We start from the raw sequence: 23,292 nt of genomic DNA, 5'->3' as shown, positions 1-23,292 counted from the left end.
GGAGGCAGGACAAATGCGTTTTGATTGGGACTATACCGTCAGCTTGTTCTGGGATGCCGATTTCTGGCATGCATGCTGGGTAGTGGTGAAACTGAGCACGGCCACCTGGTTCGTCGGGGTCGCGGCGGGCTTTCTGCTGGCGCTGGGCAAACAGGCGAAGAACCMTGTGCTCAGGCGTCTGGCAGGCTTGTATATCTGGTTCTTCCGCAGCCTGCCTTTGCTGGTGCTGCTGGTGTTCATCTACAACCTGCCCCAGGTCTTCCCCGCGACTGGCGCCGTGCTGGGCGACCCGTTCTACGCGGGCCTGGCCGCGCTGGTGGCGAGCGAGACCGCGTTCATTGCGGAGATACACCGCGGCGGCATTCTCGGCGTACCGCGCGGGCAGATCGAAGCGGGCCGCGCGCTGGGCATTCGCTACACCGGCATACAACGCATGGTGGTCATTCCACAGGCGTTGCGCATTGCCCTGCCGGCGCTGAGCAACGAGTTCATTACCATCGCCAAGCTGACATCGCTGGTGTCGGTGATTTCTCTGGCCGAGATCCTGCTGGTGGGGCAGCGTTTGTACACACAGAACTTTCTGGTGTTCGAGACCATGCTGGCGGTCGCGCTTTACTACGTGCTGATCGTCACCCTGTTCGACAAGCTGTTGGGTTGGCTGGAGTCGCACATGAACATCCTGCGCCGCGCGCCCAAKCCCCTGGCATTGGATGCGGAAACCCGGCGTCAGGTGCAGGAGGGGATGGCCCAGCCCACGCTGACCGCCAGCGGCAACGCGGCGGCACTGGAGGTGCGGCAGGCGCGCAAGCGCTTTGGCGACCACGAGGTGCTCAAGGGCATCGACTTGCGGGTCAGGGCCGGCGAAGTCATCAGCATCATCGGTCCGTCCGGTTCGGGCAAGACCTCGCTGATACGTACACTCAACGGCCTGGAGACGTTGGATGGCGGTCAGGTGCTGCTACACGGCAAGCCATTCCTGGGGTCGCCCGAGACCGGCACCACGGCCGCACAGGGGGACCGCATCCTGGACATCGGCATGGTGTTCCAGAGCTTCAACCTGTTCCCGCACAAAACCGTGCTGCAGAACGTGATGCTGGCGCCCGCCTACCACCGTCGGGGCAAGCCGGCCTCATTGCGGCGCGAGGCGCTGGTACTGCTCAACAAGGTGGGCATGCTCGACCACGCCCATAAATACCCGCACCAACTCTCCGGCGGCCAGCAGCAGCGTGTGGCGATTGCCCGGGCCCTGGCCATGCGGCCATCCATCATGTTGTTTGACGAACCCACGTCGGCGCTCGACCCCGAGTTGGTCGCGGAAGTGCTCAAGGTGGTGGAAACGCTGGCGCGCGAAGGGATGACGATGCTGATCGTGACGCACGAGATGGCCTTTGCCTTCAAGGTGTCCGACCGAGTGGTCTTCATGGAAAACGGTCGCATCCTTCTGGATTCCCCGCCCGCCGCMGTGCAGGCAAGCCAGGATGCGCGTATCAAGGACTTTCTGAGCCATGTMCATGTGTCCTGAACGCACGGGCACGCATGCCGGCGCGTTKACGCAATGCCTGCGGAATATCGAGGCCTATCCCACTAGCGCGTCGAGCGCTTTGCTGGCCCGCCGCGACGACGACGCGCGGCGTGAAGCCCATGCGCGCGATGCGATGGCACGGCTGTCTGGACATGATGCGCCGCTGGCGGGCGTGGTGCTGGGCGTGAAGGCCTGCTTTGACGTGCGCGGATGGGTCACCCACGCGGGATCGCAGGTGCTGGCGGACGCTCCTGCCGCAAGCGAGGACGCGGCGCTGGTGCGCGCGTTGCGGCAGGCGGGCGCGGTGCTGCTGGCGCAGAACAACATGACCGAGTTCGCCTATGGCGCGCTGGGCTTGAACCCCTGGTTCGGTACGCCGGTATCGCCGTTGCCCAGCGACGTGCCTCGCGTGGCCGGCGGTTCAAGTAGTGGCGGCGCAGTGGCGGTGGCGCTGGGCATGGTGAGCCTTGCGCTCGGTTCGGACACCAGCGGCTCCGTCCGGATTCCGGCCGCGTTCTGCGGCGTCGCGGGTTTCAAGCCTTCGCGGGGCCGTTACGACGATGCGGGCATGATGCATCTGTCTCCCAGCTTTGACGTTCCCGGGRTGATCGCCGCGGACGTCGCGCAATGCTTGCGGGTGGATCAGGCCCTGGCGCCGTGGGACCGCTCGGCGCCGACTGCCGGCACATCGCTGGCGCGAACATCGTTCGTGATACCGGACCACCTGGATGATGAACTGGAGCCTGGGGTACGGCACGTGTTCGCAACATGGATGGAGCGCCTGGGCGCGGCGGGCGCCGTGTTGCGCCGCGCGCCCATGCCCAGCCTGCCGTTGGCCGGCAAGGTGGCGCGGGAGGGAGGCATCATCGCGGCGGAAGCCTACGCCCTGCATGCCGGCCGGCTGGCTGCCAAGGCGTCGGCCTATGACCCTCGCGTGGGGCCGCGCATGCTGCTGGGCGCGCAGGTGCCGGCCCACGCCTATGCGCTTGCCCAACAACGGCTGCTTGCCCTGGGCAGGCAGTACGAAGACGAACTGGGCGGCGCCGATGCCGTGCTGACACCCACCGTGCCGATGCTACCGCCGTCGCTGGCCGAACTGCGTGACGACAGCACGTACCTGAGCAAGAACGCCAGGGCGTTCAGCCTGACCGAATTTGCGAACCRCCTGGATCTGCCCAGCATTTCCCTGCCGGGCGACCTGAATGCCAGGCAGGCAGTGGGGCTACTCGTGACGGGCCGCACCAGGCGCGACCGTKGGCTGCTTCAGATGGCGCGCGCGATCGAGTGCGTGCTGCGTCCCGGGACGCAGCCCATGTCGCGGCATTGAGTCATCGTCACTACTTTTCCTCTGGAGCGTCTCCATGATCGTCATTCACAGCGAAGACCTGACCGATACCGAACGCCATGCCCGGGGGCCCGGTTGGGAAAGCAGGCGCATCGTCGTCAAGCGTGATGGCATCGGCTATTCGGTACATGAAACCCGAGTCTTTGAAGGCGCGGAACTGCACCTGCATTACAAGCACCACTACGAGGCGAACTACTGCATGGCCGGCGAAGGCGAGGTGCTGGACGTGGCCAGCGGCGCCGTGCATGCCATCAGGCCGGGCACGCTGTATGCGCTGGACAAGAACGACAAGCATGTGTTGCGKGCGACCAAGGGCGACCTGCGGTTGGTGTGCATATTCAACCCGCCCTTGAGCGGGTGCGAGACACATCGCGAAGACGGCAGCTACGCGGAGCCGGAGGATGCAACGCCGACGTGAAGCCGGTCGTGTGCAACCCATCAAGCGGACAGGGTGTGGTGGCCGGATTGCCCTGGCATCCGGCACCGCGTGATGGGTGACGCGCGCTTGATCTCCGGTGGCATGCCGCCAAGCCTCCGCACCCTACCTCTGCCCTACTTGGCTGGCTKGTTTTTCAGGCGTGTAAGCACGGCCATCAGGGTGCGCTCGGAATCGTCGAGGTAGGCTGACAGGGCTTGTGCCGCTTCTCCGCGTTGGTCGCGCACCAGCAGGTCATGAATCCGGTGTTCACGCTCGATCCAGTCGGGTGTCTGGATGCGACTTTCATCGGCCTCCGAGGCAAACACCAGGCGTAGCTGCGCGCACAGTGTGCGAAAGAATTCGTCCAGCAATCGGCTGCCCAACTGCGCCACGATGTGCTGGTGAACTTGCAGGCTCAGCGTGCCGACATGGCGCCAGTTCTTCTTGGCCAGCGCGCGTTCGGCGGCATGGATGGCGGTGAGCATCTTGTCGAGCAGGGCGGGCTGCAAGGGTAGATCGCCGTTGATGGCTTGCAGCTCCAGTGCGCGGCGCGCGGCATAGATTTCGCGCAAGTCCTTGCGTTCCATGCGCCGCACGACAACGCCTTTGTGGCGGATAAACGTGGCCAGGCCCTCCCGTCCCAGTTGGTGCAGAACTTCGCGGACGGTGTTGCGCGAGGCCCCGTAGAGGGCCGCCAGGTCCACCTCGACCAGTTGCGTGCCCGGAGGGAGCTTCCCTCCCATGATGTCGTCGCGCAGTTGATGACTGATGCGCTCGGCGATTGAGATCCCGTTCTCGCGTTCTGCAGGCATGAAGGTGTGGCTCCGGTTGTTATTTCCACTCGATCTTTTCKGGGTGCAGTCCGTGGACGCCCTTATACGGGGAGACTTCGGGTGAGGCCCAACCTTGAAGCAAGGCGGGATCCAGCTCATAGACCTCGACGCCCAACGGCCGGCACACGTCGATGGGATCGCGCGCATCCGGTCCCCACATCGGCACGGAGAGATCGCCGCCCGGGCAGGTGGACAACGCACACAGCAGGTCCATTTCCGCGAAGCACTCCAGGTAGTCGCCTGGCTTGGCGGGGCACGCCTTCATGAAGTACTTGTCGTCGTCGTTCAGGCCCGTTACCTGGAATACGTTGAGCACGTCATGTACATCGAACTCCGTCAGGCCATGCGGTGCCACCGCGCGTGTCAGGTTGGAGTGGCAGTGGAAGTGGAAGTCCTCGCCCGTCAGCAGCTTGTTGACGTAGGGGTCGCAGCKGGTGCCCAGCAGGTCATGCACGCGGCCGCCATCGCCATCCTTGCCGTAGTCGGCCAGCGTGTCATCGGTGATGGTGACCATGGGACGCAGGTACGGCAGCGTGGACCAGAGTCGGTCATACGTACTGACATGCGCCTGCTGTAGCTGCCGGGTACGGGAGGCCCACATGCGCTCGCGCGGATTGTGCAGATTCCACATATTGAAGTCCGCGACCTGGGGGCCTTCCAGGGTCACGATGCGAAAGACGTGGCCCGCGGGGACCTTCCAGGCAAAGCCGCTGCGGATGGGGACAACGTGGGAAGCGATCAGCTTGCGCTGGGACGCATCGGTGGCGATGGCACGGTAGAAGTCCCGGTCCACATGCAATACCGAGCCCTTGCTTACCTGGTACGCCGCAGGGTAATTCGACATGGTCTGCCTCCTGAAATCATCTTGGCTTTGCTGGCAATGATTGTTGAACAATCAATCGCCAGTATAGGGCAGGAGTCGTGCGTTGCGGGCGCTCTTTCTGAGGGCTGCCGTGGCGTCGGCCGAGTGTCGCCTGGTGCGGTCAGCGGCGGGCGGATCGCTGACCAGCCCGCGCGGGACATACCAACAACGAAAGGATGCGGCACATCTGCCAAGTCCTCCGGCGCACCGGCAGCAAATAGTTTGCTGTTCGTTTTGTAGTTCCTCGTTTCTGCCCCGGAGGCATCCTTTGCCTGGCGTGGAAGAACGGCGTTACCGATTTGCCGTCTCCACACCTGGGCKAACGCACAAGTGCAGACGGGGCCGCCATGGAGACGGGCGCCGACCCCGCCACAATGGCGAAAAATAGGAATCGACGAGACGACAAAATCGACGCTACAATCACGCGTGTGTTTGATCAGGCATGGCCGTCGACCATGTCCCGTTTTCCCCTCTATGGCTAGGTAGCATGACCTGCATCGCAACGAACCGTTTCGCTCAGTGGTGGCGCTTCCAATAGGAAGCGGCACGTCGTTGCGGTTTGAAACCGAACCCTGCCGCCATCATCGGCAAGCAGGTTTCMAGGACCCCGATAGCTCACCGATGTGGCGGCTCCAATCTCTAGGAGATCGCCCCATGCCAAGCAAGTCTTCCCTGTACTGCAAACCTGCTCCAGGACGCCCGTTGCGCGCGTTCCGTGGCCGGGCTTKGCGTGCCGCAGCGGCAGGCATGGCATGGCCCACTTCCAGCGCCTGGCATGCCGCTCCGGCATTGCCTGCAACGGCCATGGATTGCCGTGGGCTCTCCGACACGCTGAGATCAGCACCCGCGGATGCCTTCGGTCGCCCTTTTGCTACCGCTGTGTATATCAAGGCGCATATCAAACAGTAGTTGCTAGAATTTTCCCCTTTAAAATCAAGTAATTAGGTGTGATATGCTGCTGATKATCGACAACTACGATTCGTTTACCTACAACATCGTCCAGTATTTCGGCGAGCTCGGTGCCGACGTGCGCACCTATCGCAACGACGAAATCACCCTCGAGGAAATCGAGGCGCTGGCGCCCGACCATATCTGCGTCTCGCCCGGACCGTGCAGCCCCAGGGAAGCCGGCATCTCGGTGGCAGTGCTGCAGCACTTCGCCGGCCGCGTGCCCCTGCTGGGCGTGTGCCTTGGCCACCAGGCCATCGGCRAAGCCTTCGGCGGCAAGGTGATCCGCGCCAAGCAGGTGATGCACGGCAAGGTCAGCCGCATCGAGACCACGCAGGAAGGCGTGTTCGCCGGGCTGCCCAGGCATTTCGACGTGACGCGCTATCATTCGCTGGCGATCGAGCGCGAGACGCTGCCGGATTGCCTGGAAGTGACGGCCTGGACGCCGGACGGCGAGATCATGGGCGTGCGCCACAAGGAGTTCGACATCGAAGGCGTGCAGTTCCACCCCGAGTCGATCCTGTCCGAGCACGGCCACGCGCTGCTGGCCAACTTCGTCAAGGCGCGCCGATGAGGCGCACCGACACGCCCAGCGCGCCCACGCCGGCCAGCGGCCACCCGAGACTTCACGCGAACGCCGAAGAACAACACCAGACCGAGACCGCYATGTCCATCACGCCCCAGGAAGCCCTCACCCGCTGCATCGAACACCGCGAGATCTTCCATGACGAAATGCTGCACCTGATKCGGCAGATCATGCAGGGGCAGATGTCCCCGGTGATGGCCGCGGCCATCCTGACCGGGCTGCGCGTGAAGAAGGAAACCATCGGCGAGATCTCCGCGGCCGCGCAGGTCATGCGCGAATTCGCCAACAAGGTGCCGGTGCAAGACCGCGAGAACTTCGTCGACATCGTCGGCACCGGCGGCGACGGCTCGCATACCTTCAATATCAGCACCGCCTCGATGTTCGTCGCGGCCGCGGCCGGCGCGCGCATCGCCAAGCACGGCAACCGCGGCGTGAGCTCCAAGTCGGGCAGCGCGGACGTGCTGGAAGCGCTGGGCGTSAACATCATGCTCACGCCCGAGCAGGTCGGCCACTGCATCGAGCAGACCAGCATCGGCTTCATGTTCGCGCCSACSCACCACCCGGCCATGAAGAACGTGGCGCCGATCCGCAAGGAAATGGGCGTGCGCACCATCTTCAATATCCTGGGCCCGCTGACCAACCCGGCCGACGCGCCCAATATCCTGATGGGCGTGTTCCATCCCGACCTGGTCGGTATCCAGGTGCGCGTGATGCAGCGCCTGGGCGCCAAGCACGCGCTGGTGGTCTACGGCAAGGACGGCATGGACGAGGTCTCGCTCGGCGCCGCCACGCTGGTCGGCGAGCTCAAGGACGGCGAGGTGCGCGAATACGAGATCCACCCCGAGGACTTCGGCCTGTCGATGATCTCCAACCGGGGCCTCAAGGTGGCCGACGCCACCGAGTCCAAGGAAATGCTGCTCGAGGCGCTGACCGATGTGCCTGGCACCCCGCGCGAGATCGTCTCGCTCAACGCCGGCGCCGCGCTGTACGCCGCCAACGTGGCCAGCTCGATCGAGGACGGCATCCGCCGCGCACGCGAAGCCATCGCCAGCGGCGCCGCGCGCGAGAAGCTCGACCAGTTCGTGCGCGCCACCCAGCAGTTCAAGTAAGCCGGGCCGCGAGCCGCGCCGACACACCGCAAGAGAAACACGCATGTCCGATATCCTGCAGAAGATCCTGGCCGTCAAGGCCGATGAAGTCAGCGCCGCGCGCAAGAAGCGCGACCTGCCCAGCCTGCGCGCCGAAGCCGAGAGCCTGCGCGCCGAGCCCGGCCTGGCGCCGCGCGGCTTCGAGCGCGCGCTGCGCGAGAAGATCGCCGCCGGCCACGCCGGCGTGATCGCCGAAGTGAAGAAAGCCTCGCCGTCCAAGGGCGTGCTGCGCGAGCAGTTCGTGCCCGAGGCGATCGCGGAAAGCTACGCCAGCCACGGCGCGGCCTGCCTGTCCGTGCTGACCGACGTGAATTTCTTCCAGGGCCACGCCGATTTCCTCAAGCGCGCGCGCGGCGCCTGCCCGCTGCCCGCCCTGCGCAAGGACTTCATGGTCGACCTGTACCAGGTCTATGAAGCGCGCACCTGGGGCGCCGACGCCATCCTGCTGATCGTCTCCGCGCTCGACCCCGGCCTGATGGCCGAGCTCGAAGCCTGCGCCCACGAACTCGGCATGGACGTGCTGGTGGAAGTGCACGGCGGCGAAGAGCTCGATGCCGCGCTGCGCCTGAAGACGCCGCTGCTGGGCGTGAACAACCGCAACCTGCGCACCTTCGAGGTCTCGCTCGACAACACGCTGGAACTGCTGCCGCGCATCCCGTCCGACCGGCTGGTGGTGACCGAATCCGGCATCCTCGGCCCGGCCGACGTGCAGCGCATGCGCGATGCCAATGTGCACGCCTTCCTGGTCGGCGAAGCGTTCATGCGCGCGCCCGATCCGGGCGTCGAGCTGGCACGCCTGTTCGCCTGAATGTTCGCCTGAACGTTMGCCCGGGCATTCGCCCKACCCGCGCCCGTCCGCGGCTCCCACCGGAATCCTCGATCAAGATGGCCCAGGAAATCGAACTCAAGCTGGCAGTGCCGGACGGCGCCATGCCCGCGCTGGCGGCATGGCTGGACGCGCACGGCGAGGCCCGCGGCGAGCACACGCTGCTCAACGTCTACCTCGACACCCCCGCGCGCGACCTGGCCCGCGCCCGTGCCGCGCTGCGGCTGCGGCGCCGCGGCGAGCAATGGCTGCAAACCCTGAAGACGGCGGGCAAGAGCGAGGCCGGCCTGGCCGCCCGTCATGAATGGGAAACCAAGGTCGCCGCCGAGGCCATCGAACTCGACGCCTTCCCGCCCGAGGCCCGCGCGTTGCTGGCGCCGCTGGCAGCCACGCTGGGCCCGGTGTTCCGCACCGATTTCACGCGGCGTACCTGGCTGGTCGAGCAGGACGGCGCGCGCATCGAAGCCGCGCTGGACGTGGGCGAGATCACGGCGCCGGGCACGACTGCGCGCGACACCATCCACGAACTCGAGCTGGAATGGCTGCCAGGCGAGGCAGACCAGTCGCCCACGCAGGCCGTGGCCGAAGCCGCGCTGCGCGCGCTGGCGAGGCGCCTGCAGAACGTGGCGCCGCTCACGGCATCCGACCAGAGCAAGGCCGCGCGTGGCTACCGGCTTGCCGGTGTCGCCGGAGCCTGACGCGCCGGCGTGCCGCACCCGGGGTGCACCCTGCGCCCCACCAACCCCTATCCTCCGCAAAGCACCCGCATGAGCAAACCAATGAGCGCACAGGCCGACCTGTTCGCCCCGGCCGCCGCCAGGGCGCCATCGGCCCCGGCCAGCCTGGCCGCCCAGGCGGCGGCGCTGCCCTCCGCCTGGCGTGAACTGCTGGCGCCGTGCATGCACGGYGCCGGCTGGCAGGAACTCGCCGCCTTTGTCGACGGCGAGCGCGATGCCGGCAAGCCGGTCTTCCCGCACGACGTTTTCCACGCCCTGCATCTCACCCCGCCCGGGACGGTCAAGGTGGTGATCCTGGGCCAGGACCCGTATCACGGCACCGGCACCGTCGGCGGCAGCGAGATCCCGCAGGCGCACGGCCTGGCCTTCTCGGTGCCGGACGGGGTGCGCGTGCCGCCGAGCCTGCGCAATATCTTCAAGGAGATCGCCGCCGAATACGGCGACGGCGTACCCGCGCCCGCCTCCGGCAACCTCGAAGGCTGGGCGCGCCAGGGCGTGCTGCTGCTCAACACGGTGCTGACGGTGGAACAGGGCCAGGCCGCCAGCCACGCCAAGCGCGGCTGGGAAGCCGTGACCGACTGCCTGATCCAGGCACTGTCCGCCGCCCGCCCGAACCTGGTGTTCCTGTTGTGGGGCAGCCACGCGCAGGCCAAGAAGCCGCTGCTGGCCGGCGCGCATTGCGTGCTGGAAGCGCCGCACCCGTCGCCGCTGTCCGCCCACCGCGGCTTCCTTGGCTGCGGCCATTTCAAGCTGGCCAATGCATGGCTGGAGAAGCACGGCGTGGCGCCGGTGGACTGGCGCGCGAGCTGAGCCGCCAGGCCCCGGCCCCTGGACCCTAGGCCGTCGGACGGAAGTCGAAACTGTCGAACTCGCCCTCCCCGGCCTGTACCTCCAGCCCGCTGACCTGCGCGGCGGGCGGCCCGCGCCGCATCCATTCGCGCAGCGCCGCCAGCTGTTCGGGCGGGCCGTAGGCCATCACCTCCACCGAACCGTCGTGCCGGTTGCGCACCCATCCGCCCAGGCCCAGCGCGCGGGCCTGGTCCTCGCAGGCGGCGCGGTAACCCACGCCCTGCACCCTCCCCGTGACAACGATGCGCCAGGCTACCGGCCGATGCGCCCACTGGGGTCCCGTGTGCTGTTCCATCTGGCGATCCATCTGGTCCCTCCTCGCCGTTGCTTGAAACGGCTGCAAAACACAATACAGGTAAACTAGGCGGCCACCCCGAGCGTTACCAGTATGGGCATGCCACCCGGGGTAACGCCGACAGCGCCGCGCCGGYGCCCTGCCGGGGCMTCCGGGTTCCGTGCACAACCCGCCCGCGGCCACGCAGCGCCGCACGCCCCGCGCGCCGGTCTTTCCGGGCCAGCCGGGCCATCCGATCCCGCCGGCAACCGCGGCCACCGAACTTCAGCCAACAAGATGCAGCAAGCCGAACACGACCAKGCCAGCTCGATCAACTCTCCTGGCTACGTCAGCCAGTTGCTGACCGCGCCACCGAACCGCTTCGACCTGGCGCTGCTGCCCATCATCCTGGCGGTGATCGTGCTGGTGGCCTTCGCCGCGCGGGGGATGGACGTGCCCTACCGCCCCGGCGAGCCGCTGGAAGTGCACCTGGACATCGCCTACCTGCCGTACTACCTGCTGCGCACCAGCATCCGCATGCTGCTGGCGCTGGCCGCCTCGCTGCTGTTCTCGTTCGCCTTCGCGGCGCTGGCTTCCAAGAACCGCACCGCCGAGAAGGTCATGGTGCCGGCGCTGGACATCCTGCAGTCGATCCCGGTGCTGGGCTTCCTGTCGATCACCGTGACAGGCTTTATCGCGCTGTTCCCGGGCAGCCTGGTCGGGGTGGAATGCGCGGCGATCTTCGCCATCTTCACCTCGCAGGCGTGGAACATGGCATTCAGCCTGTACCAGTCGATCCGCACCATCCCCAGCGACCTGGTCGAGGCCGCGGCCATGTTCCGGCTTTCCGCATGGCAGAAATTCTGGCGCCTCGAAGTGCCGTTCGCCATGCCGGGGCTGCTGTGGAACATGATGATGTCGATGTCCGGCGGCTGGTTCTTCGTGGTGGCCTCCGAAGCCATCTCGGTGTCTGGCAACGATATCAAGCTGCCAGGCATCGGCTCCTATATCTCGCTGGCCATCCAGCAGCAGAACCTGGCGGCCATCGGCTGGGCCATCCTGGCGATGCTGGTCGGCATCGTCCTGTACGACCAGTTGCTGTTCCGCCCGCTCATCGCCTGGGCCGACCGCTTCCGCTTCGAGACCATGGCGCAGGAAAACGAGCCGCAATCGTGGCTGCTMAACCTGCTGCGCCGCTCGGAATGGGTCAGCCTGCTGCTGGGCCGCACCGCCGCGCTGGCCGAGCGCACGCTGGCCTGGGGTTCCGCGCGCAAGGCAACCGCATCGCAGAACGGCGACAGCCGGCGCACGCTGTGGTTCGAGCGCGCCAGCACCATCGTCATTACGCTGATCGCGGTGGCGGCGCTGTACCGCGTGATGCACTTCGTGCGCACCGAGGTGGGCTGGAGCGAGGTCGGCCACGTGCTGTGGCTGGGCACGCTGACCATGGTGCGGGTGATCGTGCTGATCTCGCTGGCGGCGGTGATCTGGGTGCCGATCGGCATCCGCATCGGCCTGAACCCGAAAGTGGCGCGCATCGCCCAGCCGGTGGCGCAGTTCCTGGCGGCCTTCCCGGCCAACCTGATGTTCCCGCTGGTGGTGATGCTGATCGTGCGCTTCGGCCTGAACCCGGAAATCTGGCTCAGCCCGCTGATGATCTTCGGCACGCAGTGGTACATCCTGTTCAATGTGATCGCCGGCGCCTCCGGCATCCCCACCGAACTGAAGCTGGCCGCGCGCAACTTCGGCCTGCGCGGCTGGCTGATGTGGAAGCGCTTCCTGGTGCCGGCGGTGTTCCCCAGCCTGCTGACCGGCCTGGTGACCGCGGCCGGTGGCTCGTGGAACGCCAGCATCGTGTCCGAATACGTGACCTGGGGCGACCGCACGCTGGTCGCCACGGGCCTGGGCAGCTATATCGCGGAGATGACCGCCAAGGGCGACTTCCCCCGCATCGCGCTGGGCATCGGCGTGATGGCGGTGTTCGTGGTGGGCTTCAACCGCCTGCTGTGGAACCGCCTCTACCTGCTAGCGCAGGAACGCACCCGTCTCTGATTTTCAGCATCCGTACCGGAATTCCATCATGGCAAGCTCTCCCGCAACCACAGCCGCAACCGTAGCCGAACCCGTGGTCGAACTGCGCGGCGTCTCCAAGATGTTCCGCACCGCGGACCGCACCGACCGCGCCGTGCTTGAAGGCGTGGACCTCACCCTGAAGCGCGGCGAGATCGTCGCCATGCTGGGCAAGTCCGGTTCGGGCAAGTCCACCCTGCTGCGCATCATGGCCGGGCTGGTGCGCGCCGACCACKGCGAGKTGCAGTTCCGCGGCCASCCGCTGCGCGGCACCGCCGAGGGCATCGCCATGGTGTTCCAGTCGTTCGCGCTGTTCCCGTGGCTGACCGTGCAGCAGAACGTGGAGCTCGGGCTCGAAGCGCAGGGCGTGCAGAAGGAAGCGCGCGCACGGCGCGCCGAGGCGGCGATCGACATGATCGGCCTGTCCGGCTTCAACAGCGCGCTGCCGCGCGAGCTCTCCGGCGGCATGCGCCAGCGCGTGGGCATTGCGCGCGCGCTGGTGACCGAGCCCGACCTGCTGCTGATGGACGAGGCTTTTTCCGCGCTCGACGTGCTCACCGGCGAGACGCTGCGCGACGAAATGCTCGACCTGTGGGAAGACGGCCGCACCAATATCAAGTGCATCCTGATCGTCTCGCACAATATCGAGGAGGCAGTCATGATGGCMGACCGMATCGTGATCCTGTCGAGCGACCCGGGCCGTATCCGCGCCGAGGTGAAAATACCCTTCCCGCGTCCGCGCAACCGCGATTCGGCGCAAGTGCGCGGGCTGATCGACGAGGTCTATACGCTGATGACCTCGCCCGCCGCGCTGGGGCCGCGCGTCACCGCGCTGGCGKCCGCCAGCAATATCGGCTACCGCCTGCCGGACGCCGACATCAGCCAGATGGAAGCCATCCTCGACCTGCTGTGCGAGGCGCCCTTCCACGGCCGCGCCGACCTGCCGCACCTGGCCGAGGAAGCCGGCCTCACCGACGACGACCTGCTGCCCGCCTGCGAGGCGCTGCATCTGCTGCAGCTGGCCACCATCGAGCGCGGCGACATCAGCGCCACCGGCCTGGGCCGCGTCTATTACGAGACCGAGCCGCCCGAGCGCAAGGTGCTGTTCGGCAAGCAGTTGCTGCTGCACGTGGCCCTGGCCGCGCATATCCGCCGCGAGCTCGAGCAATCGGAGGACGGCGAGATCCGCGAGGAACATGTGCTGCGCGAGCTCGAGGACTTCCTMAAGCCGGAAGAAGCCGAGCGCGTGCTGACCGCCGCCATCGAATGGGGCCGCTATGGCGAGGTGTACGAGTACAGCTACAACAGCGGCATGCTGACGCTGCCGCGCGAGGAGCATCCGGCCGGCGGCACAAGTACCCAGCCCTGAGCGGCCGCACGCGACGCTAGCGCTGGCGCATGGCGCGCCCGATGGCGCCGGTGCGCAGCGCGATCTTGGCGGCGTCCTCGCGCAGCGCGCGCAGGCGGCGCTCCAGGATGGCGTTGGCTGCGCGGCCCGTGGAACTGGCCGTGCTGGCGGTGCCGCCCGGCTCGCGGGTGGYGCTGCTGGCGCGGGACAGCTCGCCCGAGGCGGCGGCCTGCGCCAGCACGTCGGCGCGGCGGCGATCGGCGGAATCGGCCAGGCGGGCCCGGCGCTCGCTGGCCTCGTCTGCGGTGGAGGTGGCCTCGAGCGCAGCATTGAGCGCGGCCGCCGCCAGCGGGGCCGCGCGGGCAGGCCCGGCCTCGACACCGGATTGCGGCGCGGCATGCGCCACGGCGGTTGCCGGCTCCCCCGCCGCCCGCACGAACCCCGCCCCCCGGCCGCCCGCGCGGTCATCTTCCACCAGCCGCTCGCTTGCCAGCGCCAGGCTGTTGGTGGCGGCGTCGGTCGCCTGGCGGATGGCGCCTTCGGCGGCCGGCAGGTCAAGCTCGCCGTAGTGCTCCCGCACCTGGATACGCATCGCCGCCACATGCGCGGCCACCAGGTAGTTCTGCACGATAAAGCGGTTCAGGTTGTCCACCGCGCGGTGCCGGCTCTTGGGCTCGTCCAGCATGCGCTGGAACGAGCCGATCAGTGCCGACAGGCTGTCCATGAACTGCTTGCGCTGCACGCGGTAGGCAAAGTCGTCCTTGGCCACGCGCAGCAGCAGGTCGCGCGTGGCGGCGATATAGCGGCGGTTGGACTGCAGCACGTTCTCTACCAGCGCGGGCAGCGCGCGGTACTCCCAGCTCGGCAGCACGAAGCTGAACACCGAGGCGATCACCCCGCCGATCACCGTGTCGATCAGCCGCTCCCCCGCCACCGTGGCGCTGCCCGGCATCAGCAGGTTGATCTGGATGAGCACCTGCACGCAGGCGGCKATGGCCGTGTAGCGGTACTTGATGGTGGAGAACGCCGTGCTCGCCACCAGCGCCAGGAACAGCACGCCCAGCAGCACCAGCGGCTGGTGCACCACCCGCAGCACGGCCACCGAGATCACGCAGCCGATCAGCGTGCCGATCAGGCGGTCGTTGTAGCGTTGCTTGGTCATGCTGAAGTTGGGCTTCAGGATGACGATGATGGTCAGCAGGATCCAGTAGCTGTGCGAGACATAAGGCAGGTGGTCGGCGATCCACAGCMCTGCCCACACCGCCATCGTGATGCGCAGCGCAAAGCGGAAGGCCGGGGACTTCCAGTTGAGGTTGTCGCGCAGCACCTTCAGCTCATAGCGCTGGCGCGTGAGGAACGGCGTCATGTCCGGGCCCGGCAGCACCTTGGAAGGCTCCACCGGCGTGCGTGACGCCTCGTGCAGCTGCCCCACCAGCGCGATGGCGCCCTTGATCATGTCCAGCGTCTCGACCACCGCTGTCATCGCCGCGGGATTGATGTGGTGATGGCGCAGCTGCGCGATCTCGTCCTGGACCGCGCGCAGCTCCTGCCGGTAATCCACCTCGGCATAGGAGTAGCGCCCGCGCGTGATGTCGTAGGCGATCGACTCCACGTCCTCGCACATCAGCTGCACCAGCCGGCGCAGGTGGTCCAGCACCGGCGTGGCGGCAAAGGTCTGGCGCAGCAGCGGGTAGTCGTTGTTGGTGGAGAGGATGTACTCGTAGAGGTCCAGCATGCGCATGTGGACCTGCACCAGCAGCCCGTCATGCGTGGTGCGGTTGCCGCGCAGCACGAGGTCGCGCGCGGCCTGCTGGCGCTCGGCCACCACGATCTGCTGGCGCACMAGCTGGTTGAACTGCGCTTCGTAGTCGTTGCCGGCGTCGTAGAAGCCGGCCTTGATGTCGAGGTAGCCCGCCATCTCGTACAGCGCTTCGGCCAGGATCTGCTGCTTGGTACGCCGCTGCGTGGCCCAGCTCACCACCATGGCGTAGGCCATGTAGGCCACCGCGCCCACGCCGAACAGCAGCGCATGCTCCAGCGCGCGCCGCACCACGAAGTCCTCGTTGATGGTGAGCGTCATGACGAACAAGGCCGAGAACTGCAGCGGCAAGGTCTTGTTGCCGTACACCGTCATCATGCCGGCCATGAACGTCACCAGCACCAGCACCACCGGCATCACGCGCGGGAACGGCGTGGCCATGGCCACCGCCAGCGTGACTGCCGTGCACAGCAGCACGCTGGCCAGCATCTCGTTGAACTTGTGGTTGAACGGGCTGGGCAGGTCCATCAGGCTGGTGCACAGCGCGCCCATCGACACCACCATGGCAGTGGGCAGGTCCGCGAACTGCATGGCGATCAGCGTGGCGCCGATCACCCCCGTGGCCGAGCGCAGGCCACGGTACACATAGTGCGAGTAGATAAAGGTGCGGGCGTCGTGCGCGTATTGCATGTGGCGGCTCGGGGGCTGGGCCTTGTCGGCGGAATGTCTGCCTGCCGGCCTACTGGCCGAGCCAGCGCGCCCGCATGGCCTGGCGGCCACCCTCGGCCGTCACGGTGTACTGCAGCGCCGGCTCGCGCGCGAAGGTCACCGGCAGCACATGCAGCTCGTCGCGGCGGAATACATGACATTCGGCGCTGTCGCCGGCGCGGTAGCGCGCCAGCAACTTGTCCAGCTGCCCGGGCGCCGCGCGCAGGCCGTCCACCGCGGCCAGCAGGTCGCCCGCCGACAGCCCGGCCGCCTGGCCGGCGCCGCCGTCGAGCACCTGCGTGATACGCACCCAGCCGTCCTCGCTCTTGGTCTTGATGCCGAGCGCGGCATTGCGCTCCGGCTTGGTGGGCACCGCCTTGATGCCGAACGGCTTGAACAGCGCCGCCAGCTGCAGCTCGCCCGTGCCTTCGGTCAGCGCGCGCAGCAACGAGCCCAGGCGCAGGCCGCTGACCTCGTCGACCAGGGCATGAACTTCGGCCTCGGTCACGCCGCGCTGCTGCGCGCCCGGCGCATAGAAGCCGCTGCMGTAGCGCTGCCACAGCGCACGCATGATGTCGTCGAGCGAGCGGCGGTTGCGGGTCTTGGCGCGGATGGTGAGATCGAGGGCCAGCGCCACCAGGGAACCCTTGGTGTAGTAACTGACGATGGCGTTTGGCGCGTTCTCGTCCTGGCGGTAGTACTTGGTCCAGGCGTCGAAGGAGCTGTCGGCCACGCTCTGCTTGGTGCGGCCGTTGCCGCGCAACACGCCGTTCCAGGTCTTGGCCAGCAGCTCGACGTACTGCGCCTCGGTGATGGCGCCGCTGCGCACCAGCATCAGGTCGTCGTAGTAGCTGGTGAAGCCCTCGAACAGCCACAGCAGCGGCGTGTGCGTTTCCTCGCGCAGCCGGTACGGCACGAAGGCCGCCGGCTTGATGCGCTTGACGTTCCAGGTATGGAAATACTCGTGGCTGCACAGGCCGAGGAAGGTGCGATAGCCCTCGGTGGCCTCTGCCTTGCCGATTGCCGGCAGGTCGGCGCGCGCGCACATCAGTGCGGTGCTGGCGCGGTGCTCCAGGCCACCGTAGCCATCCGTGGTGACCATCGTCATGAAGACGTAGCGGCGGTTGCTGTCGAGGAACGGCGCGCGCTCGGTCTTGGGCTCGAACAGGCGGATCTGCGCTTCGCAGATCCGCTTGAGGTCGCGGCACACGCGCTCCAGGTCCAGCTGCGGCACGCGGCCGGTGAAGACCACGTCGTGCTGGGCGCCACAGGCGCGGAAGCTGCCCAGCGTGAAGGTGCCCATCTCGACCGGGTGGTCGACCAGCTCGTCGTAGTCGGCCACCTGGTAGCGGCCGAAGCCGTAGCGCCTGGCGCCGCCGCGGCCCGGGGCCTCGCGCATGGCGGTGGCAACGCGCCAGCCGGCATACGCCTCGCCCGCGGGCGGCAGGATGTCCACCGTGCAGGGCTGATGTTCCTGCCCTTCGGCGCAGAGGAAGACCGAGCTGCCGTTGAAGAAGCCGTGCGTGGCGTCCAGGTGCGCGGCGCGCACCGACAAGTCCCAGGCATAGACCTCGTAGCTCAGCGTCAGCGGCCCGCTTGCGGGCGCCGCCTGCCAGCTCTGCTTGTCCAGCTTGGTCAGCGCGACCTGCTTGCCGGCGGCATCGGCGCGGATGCGCACGATATTGCGGGCGAAGTCGCGGATCATGTAGCTGCCGGGAATCCACGCAGGCAGGTAGAACTGCTGGCCGGCGGGATCGGGGGCGTCCACCGTGACGGTGACGGCGAACAGGTGCGCTTCGGGTTGAAGCGGGGCGATGGCGTAGTGGATCGGCTTCATGAGCGTGATTGTAGCGCCATGCCCGCGCGATCCTCCGGAGCCGCCCGTGCCCGGCGCGGCTCCGGACGCTGATGTTCAGGCGTTCACGTTGACCACCACGCGCCCGCGCATGCMGCCCTCGACGATCTTGCGCCCGGCTTCGATGGCCCCGGACAAGCCGATCTCGGTCGTGATGGCGCGCAGGCGGTCCGGCGCCAGGTCGGTCGCCAGCCGTTGCCAGGCCTCCTCGCGCCGGGCCATCGGCGCCATCACGCTGTCGATCCCGTACAGCGTGATGCCGCGCAGGATGAAGGGTGCCACCGAGGCCGGGAAATCCAGCCCCTGTGCCAGCCCGCAGCATGTCACCGCGCCGCCGTAGCGCACCTGCGCGCAGGCATTGACCAGCGTGTGCGAACCTACCGAGTCCACCACCGCGGCCCAGCGTTCCTTCTGCATCGGCTTGTTCGGCTTGCCCAGTTCGGTCCGGTCGATCACCTCCGACGCACCCAGCGCCTTGAGGAAATCGGCCTCGGCGGTCTTGCCGGTGGACGCCGCCACGCGGTAGCCCAGCCTGGACAGCAGCGCGATCGCCACCGTGCCCACGCCGCCCGAGGCGCCGGTCACCAGCACCTCGCCGTCGCCCGGCTTCACGCCGGCGCGCTCCAGCGCCAGCACCGACAGCATGGCGGTGTAGCCGGCCGTGCCGATCGCCATGGCCTGCTGCGCGTTGAACGCGTCGGGCAGCCTGACCAGCCAGTCGCCCTTGAGCCGTGCGCGCTGCGCCAGGCAACCCCAGTGCGTCTCGCCCACGCCAAAGCCGTTGAGCACCACGCGGTCGCCGGCCTTCCAGCGCGGATGCGCGGACTCCAGCACCGTGCCGGCCCCGTCGATGCCCGCCACCATCGGCCATTTGCGCACCACCGGCGCGCGGCCCGTGATGGCCAGGCCATCCTTGTAGTTGATGGTGGAATAGTCGACCGCGACCAGCACGTCGCCGTCGGCCGGCAGTGCGGATTCTTCGAGCGCGGTAACGGCGGCCTGGGTGGCGCCGTCGGCCTGGGTCAGCAGCAATGCCTGGAACGTCATGATGTCTCCCTCCGGATATGCGGATGTCGAAAGTCTGATGAACGAGGCGCCGGCCGGTCCGGCACGCACGGCGCCGGAAAGGCCGCCGGCGCGGAGCTTACTTCTTGAGGCTGGCGAGCTTGCGCTCGAGCGTGGCGGCGTCGGCKGCGCCGGGGATGCGGGTGCCGTCCATGAAGAACACGGCCGGGGTGCCAGTGATATTGAGGCTCTGGCCCAGGCTCAGGTTCTCGTCCACGGGGGTCTTGCAGCTGCCGTTGCCGGTCAGCGCGACGCGGTTGAGCATCCAGTCGCGCCAGGCCTTGGTGCGGTCGGTGGCGCACCAGACCTGCTTGGCCTTCACCTCCGAATCCGGCGACAGCACCGGGTAGAGGAAGGTGTAGACCGTKATGTTGTCCATCTGCTGGAAGGTCTGCTCGATGCGCTTGCAATAGCCGCAGTTCGKGTCCGAGAACACCGCCACCTGGCGGCTGCCGTCGCCCTTGCTCCACTTGATGGCGCGCGCCAGCGGCAGGTCCGACCACTTKATGCGGTTCAGGTCGGCCACGCGCTCTTCGGTCAGGTTGGTGCCGGTCTTGGTGTCGACCATCTCGCCGTTGATGACATAGCGCCCGGTGGCGTCCGTATAGACCACCTGCCCGCCGATATTGACCTCGAACAGGCCCGGCACCGGCGTCTTGGACACGCTCTTGACCTCGGCGCGCCCGCCCAGCATCTTCTGGATCGACTCCTTGATGCGATCGGTGCCGGGCTCGCCCGCCGCCATGGCGTGCAGCGCGAAGCCGGCCGCAGCCAGGCCGCMAGCGATGGTGGCGACGGTGGCCGACAGTGCGGGGCGGCGGCGCAGGAATTGCAACATGATGACTCCAGAAATTCGGTGATTCGGCGCGCAGTGTTCAGGGCTCAGCCCAGCGCACGGCCGATAAGAAAGCGTTTGAGCAGCGGTTGCCCGCCCACCGCCCGCATGCCGGCATTGCGTACCGTGTGCGCAATGCCGCCGGGCAGCGAAAACAGCCGGTGCAGGCCATCGGTGGCAGCCGTCAGCGACAACAGGTCCGTGGCGCGCGCGCGCTCGTAGCGGCGCAGCAGGCGCAGGTCGCCCTCGCCGCGGAACGATTCCCTGGCAGCCATCACGCGGCCAAGTTCCGCCACGTCGCGCAAGCCCAGGTTCATGCCCTGGCCGGCCAGCGGATGCACCACGTGGGMGGCGTCGCCCACCAGCGCCACGTGCGGCTGCACGAACTGCTCGGCCCGCTGCAGCACCAGCGGGAAACCCTGCGCCGGCGTCACGCAGCGCAGCGTGCCGAACTGGCGGCCCACGGCGCCGCTGGCTGCCTGCATTACGGTGTCGGCCAGCGCCTCAGGCGACAGGGCCAGCAACTCGGCGGCATGGCCCTCGTCGGCAGACCACACCATCGACACGCGCCGCCCCGGCAAGGGCAGCAGCGCCAGGATCTCGCCGTTGGCCGGCTCCTCGTCGGCCATCAGCTTGGGCGGCACGCCCAGGAACCACTGCCAGGCCGTGTCCTGGTGCGGATGCTCGCATTCGAAATTGGCCACCACGCCAAGCTGGCGGTAGCGACGCTTGGAAACCGGGATATGGCACTGGTCGCGCAACCACGAGCGCGCGCCGTCCGCGCCCACCACCAGCGCCGYGCGCACCTTGTCGCCACCGCCCAGCGTCAGCGTGGCGCCATCGTGATCGCGCAGGAAGGCCGCGGCGGTATCGTCGAACCAGTGCACCTGGTGCTGGAAGCGCAAGGCAGTATCGAGCACCCGCTCCACATGGCCCGACTCGATGATCCAGGCCAGCTGCKGCACCGTGGCCGCGTAGGCCGAGAAATGCAGGTCTCCGGCAGCGGCAGCATCCTCGCGCGCCGCGCTGGCATCGCCGAACACCCGCATGTCGCAGACCGGCTGCACGCGCGCCGGGTTCAGCGYCTCCCAGACGCGCAACTGCGCCAGCAAGGCCTGCGAGCTCGAAGAGAATGCGTAGATGCGGCTGTCCCACTGGTCCGCCTCCGGCGCGGGGGCCTGCGGACGCGGCGCGATCAGCGCCACCTGCATGCCCTGCTGGGCCAGCAACAACGCACAAGCCTTGCCGACGATGCCGCCGCCGACCACGGCAACCTGGAAACGGGAGGGGGATGGACGAGTCATGGGGAGATTATAGCCACCCCGGCACTTTGGCTCTGAGCGCCACGTGCGGCGGCCAACGCCGCGGGGCAAGCGGCGTAGCACCCCGGTTGACKGCGCCTCAGGCACGGCCCGGCGACGCCCATCCGCTAGAATAGGGGTTTTGCTATTTCAAGCCTTCTACCATGAGCCTCAAATGCGGCATCGTCGGCCTGCCCAACGTCGGCAAGTCCACGCTGTTCAATGCCCTGACCAAGGCCGGCATCGCCGCCGAAAACTATCCGTTCTGCACCATCGAGCCCAATGTGGGCGTGGTGGAAGTGCCGGATTCGAGGCTTGCCAAGCTGGCTGAGATCGTCAAGCCCGAGCGCATCCTGCCGGCCGTGGTCGAATTCGTCGACATCGCCGGCCTGGTGGCGGGCGCCTCCAAGGGCGAAGGCCTGGGCAACCAGTTCCTGGCCAATATCMGCGAAACCGACGCCATCACCCACGTGGTGCGCTGCTTCGAAGACGAGAACGTGATCCATGTGGCCGGCAAGGTCGATCCGCTGTCGGACATCGAAGTGATCAATACCGAGCTTGCGCTGGCCGACCTCTCCACCGTCGAAAAGGCCCACGCCCGCTACATCAAGCCCGCGCGCGCCGGCGACAAGGAAGCGCTGCGCCTGGTGGCCGTGCTGGAGAAGGCCCAGGCCGTGCTCAACGAAGCCAAGGCCGTGCGCACGCTCGACCTCTCCGACGAGGAATGGGCCGCCATCAAGCCGCTCTGCCTGATCACCGCCAAGCCGACCATGTACGTGGCCAACGTGCGCGAAGACGGCTTCGAGAACAACCCGCACCTGGACGCCGTGCGCGCCCACGCCGCCAAGACCAAGTCGCCGGTGGTCGCCGTGTGCGCCGCCATCGAAGCCGAGATCGCCGACCTGGAAGACGAGGACAAGGCCGTGTTCCTGGCCGACCTCGGCATGGAAGAACCGGGCCTGGACCGCGTGATCCGCGCCGGCTTCACCCTGCTMGGCCTGCAGACCTACTTCACCGCCGGCGTGAAGGAAGTGCGCGCCTGGACCATCCACGTGGGCGACACCGCCCCGCAGGCCGCCGGCGTGATCCACACCGACTTCGAACGCGGCTTCATCCGCGCGCAGACCATCGCCTATGAGGACTTCATTGCCTTCAAGGGTGAGCAAGGCGCCAAGGAAGCCGGGAAGATGCGGGCGGAAGGGAAGGAGTATGTGGTGAAGGATGGGGATGTGATGAATTTCTTGTTTAACGTCTGATCAACGTTTGAGCTGAATCGACCCGCTCCCGTCGTTCCAGACCACCTGAAAACCCCCGTCGGCCGTTGAGGCGACGGGGGTTTTTGCCATGTGACGACCCTATTCAACAGCGGTCGACGCCGATACATGGGCCAAGGGGTAAAACCATACGCCTGCGACCACGCGCAATCGGTGTAAATGACATCGGCTCATCTGCCGAGCAGCGCGCTCCTGACTGCGTTTGGCGCGTGCTGCCATGGCAGAAGTATTCGGTCGCATGGCAGACGTTTCACCGTAAAAACCAGCCTTTTCCTACATCCAGGCTGAGTTGGCTGGACCAACATTCCAAATAAGCTTTGTTCAAAGGAAGTCCGGCTCTTTGTGTCGGCATGCCTGAGCGTTCGCGTGCGGGCGCTCCGATCCCATGGGGCAGGCTGCTTGGCTTCGACCCGTCGAACGCGGCGTGATGCAGCGGCATTGCCCGGCGTCCCCAAAAAAGGGGGTCAACGATGCCAGGTCAGTCCGACCTGAGATTCTCCTTGCAGCACACGGCCGGCGACTTCTTCTTCCCGTCTCGGGCGATTMGCAAGCGCACGGAGTGACCATGCCCTCGTTCAAATTCCCCTTCAAAGACAAGGCCGGCAAGGAGGTGCGCGACGCCGCGCTCTACTACACGGCGCTCAGCCTGGCCGACAACGGCTTCTATCCGCTGGGCCCCTCCGGCGTGCATTGCGGCATTCACTACGTCCAGGCGATGGCCAACACGCT

19 protein-coding genes are annotated in these 23,292 nt (G+C 67.2%); 11 read left to right on the top strand and 8 right to left on the bottom strand.

The genetic code is table 11. The annotated features are described in order from the left end of the window. The first annotated feature begins 13 nt into the window (after nt 1-13). From AC1DKV_RS30200 to AC1DKV_RS30190, 3 genes are read left to right on the top strand one after another with little or no spacing between them, the layout of a single operon-like run. The gene (locus AC1DKV_RS30200; RefSeq protein ID WP_477138678.1) at nt 14-1,522 is read left to right on the top strand and encodes an amino acid ABC transporter permease/ATP-binding protein; all 1,509 of its coding nucleotides are present in this window, start codon (nt 14-16) and stop codon (nt 1,520-1,522) included. Next, nucleotides 1,506-2,849 (top strand): amidase, encoded by a 1,344-nt coding sequence (locus AC1DKV_RS30195; RefSeq protein ID WP_477138659.1) that lies wholly within the window; start codon nt 1,506-1,508, stop codon nt 2,847-2,849. Before AC1DKV_RS30200 ends, AC1DKV_RS30195 begins: the two co-directional genes overlap by 17 nt. Nucleotides 2,850-2,883: 34 nt before the next feature. Then, nucleotides 2,884-3,285: an ectoine synthase gene (locus tag AC1DKV_RS30190; RefSeq protein ID WP_441622680.1), complete on the top strand. Its 402-nt coding sequence runs from the start codon at nt 2,884-2,886 to the stop codon at nt 3,283-3,285. Nucleotides 3,286-3,419: 134 nt separating this feature from the next. On the opposite strand, the gene AC1DKV_RS30185 is transcribed toward AC1DKV_RS30190, so the two are convergent. Both AC1DKV_RS30185 and AC1DKV_RS30180 read right to left on the bottom strand, forming a co-directional pair. Beyond that, the gene (locus tag AC1DKV_RS30185; RefSeq protein WP_477138658.1) at nt 3,420-4,097 is read right to left on the bottom strand and encodes a GntR family transcriptional regulator; all 678 of its coding nucleotides are present in this window, start codon (nt 4,095-4,097) and stop codon (nt 3,420-3,422) included. A gap of 19 nt (nt 4,098-4,116) precedes the next feature. Continuing rightward, on the bottom strand, nt 4,117-4,962 hold the full coding sequence (locus AC1DKV_RS30180; protein ID WP_477138657.1) for an urea carboxylase-associated family protein: 846 nt from the start codon (nt 4,960-4,962) through the stop codon (nt 4,117-4,119). Nucleotides 4,963-5,932: 970 nt separating this feature from the next. Here AC1DKV_RS30180 and AC1DKV_RS30175 point away from each other — a divergent pair. From AC1DKV_RS30175 to AC1DKV_RS30155, 5 genes are all read left to right on the top strand, one after another. Continuing rightward, nucleotides 5,933-6,502: an aminodeoxychorismate/anthranilate synthase component II gene (locus tag AC1DKV_RS30175; RefSeq protein WP_477138656.1), complete on the top strand. Its 570-nt coding sequence runs from the start codon at nt 5,933-5,935 to the stop codon at nt 6,500-6,502. Nucleotides 6,503-6,594: 92 nt separating this feature from the next. After that, nucleotides 6,595-7,623, top strand: coding sequence for an anthranilate phosphoribosyltransferase (trpD, locus tag AC1DKV_RS30170; RefSeq protein ID WP_477138677.1), 1,029 nt, complete (start codon nt 6,595-6,597; stop codon nt 7,621-7,623). Between the two features lie 43 nt (nt 7,624-7,666). Continuing rightward, a complete protein-coding gene (gene trpC, locus AC1DKV_RS30165; protein WP_441622672.1) occupies nt 7,667-8,470 on the top strand; it encodes an indole-3-glycerol phosphate synthase TrpC in 804 nt (267 codons plus the stop codon). A gap of 77 nt (nt 8,471-8,547) precedes the next feature. Beyond that, the gene (locus AC1DKV_RS30160; protein WP_441622670.1) at nt 8,548-9,186 is read left to right on the top strand and encodes a CYTH domain-containing protein; all 639 of its coding nucleotides are present in this window, start codon (nt 8,548-8,550) and stop codon (nt 9,184-9,186) included. 69 nt (nt 9,187-9,255) lie between these two features. Continuing rightward, nucleotides 9,256-10,035: a uracil-DNA glycosylase gene (locus AC1DKV_RS30155; protein WP_441622668.1), complete on the top strand. Its 780-nt coding sequence runs from the start codon at nt 9,256-9,258 to the stop codon at nt 10,033-10,035. A gap of 25 nt (nt 10,036-10,060) precedes the next feature. Here the strand turns inward: AC1DKV_RS30155 and AC1DKV_RS30150 are convergent, their stop codons facing one another. Then, entirely contained in the window at nt 10,061-10,369 is a 309-nt protein-coding gene (locus AC1DKV_RS30150) for an acylphosphatase (protein ID WP_441622722.1), read from the bottom strand. Between the two features lie 276 nt (nt 10,370-10,645). On the opposite strand from AC1DKV_RS30150, the gene AC1DKV_RS30145 reads away from it, so the two are divergent. Beyond that, on the top strand, nt 10,646-12,400 hold the full coding sequence (locus AC1DKV_RS30145) for an ABC transporter permease (RefSeq protein WP_477138655.1): 1,755 nt from the start codon (nt 10,646-10,648) through the stop codon (nt 12,398-12,400). A gap of 28 nt (nt 12,401-12,428) precedes the next feature. Beyond that, a complete protein-coding gene (locus tag AC1DKV_RS30140) occupies nt 12,429-13,787 on the top strand; it encodes an ABC transporter ATP-binding protein (protein WP_477138654.1) in 1,359 nt (452 codons plus the stop codon). Between the two features lie 16 nt (nt 13,788-13,803). Here the strand turns inward: AC1DKV_RS30140 and AC1DKV_RS30135 are convergent, their stop codons facing one another. The 5 genes from AC1DKV_RS30135 to AC1DKV_RS30115 form a co-directional block, all read right to left on the bottom strand. Continuing rightward, nucleotides 13,804-16,215: an FUSC family protein gene (locus AC1DKV_RS30135; RefSeq protein ID WP_477138653.1), complete on the bottom strand. Its 2,412-nt coding sequence runs from the start codon at nt 16,213-16,215 to the stop codon at nt 13,804-13,806. A 49-nt stretch (nt 16,216-16,264) separates the two neighbouring features. Beyond that, on the bottom strand, nt 16,265-18,070 hold the full coding sequence (locus tag AC1DKV_RS30130; RefSeq protein WP_477138652.1) for a M61 family metallopeptidase: 1,806 nt from the start codon (nt 18,068-18,070) through the stop codon (nt 16,265-16,267). A 75-nt stretch (nt 18,071-18,145) separates the two neighbouring features. Beyond that, nucleotides 18,146-19,135: an acrylyl-CoA reductase (NADPH) gene (acuI, locus tag AC1DKV_RS30125; protein ID WP_477138651.1), complete on the bottom strand. Its 990-nt coding sequence runs from the start codon at nt 19,133-19,135 to the stop codon at nt 18,146-18,148. 97 nt (nt 19,136-19,232) lie between these two features. Further along, entirely contained in the window at nt 19,233-19,991 is a 759-nt protein-coding gene (locus tag AC1DKV_RS30120; protein WP_477138650.1) for a DsbC family protein, read from the bottom strand. Nucleotides 19,992-20,035: 44 nt separating this feature from the next. Further along, nucleotides 20,036-21,292: a UbiH/UbiF family hydroxylase gene (locus AC1DKV_RS30115; RefSeq protein WP_477138649.1), complete on the bottom strand. Its 1,257-nt coding sequence runs from the start codon at nt 21,290-21,292 to the stop codon at nt 20,036-20,038. Between the two features lie 161 nt (nt 21,293-21,453). On the opposite strand from AC1DKV_RS30115, the gene ychF reads away from it, so the two are divergent. Continuing rightward, nucleotides 21,454-22,545 (top strand): redox-regulated ATPase YchF, encoded by a 1,092-nt coding sequence (ychF, locus tag AC1DKV_RS30110; RefSeq protein WP_477138648.1) that lies wholly within the window; start codon nt 21,454-21,456, stop codon nt 22,543-22,545. Nucleotides 22,546-23,292 lie beyond the last annotated feature (747 nt).

The sequence above is a fragment of the Cupriavidus sp. 05T41 genome, assembly GCF_056396525.1.
This window is presented reverse-complemented; position numbering and strand designations above follow the sequence as displayed.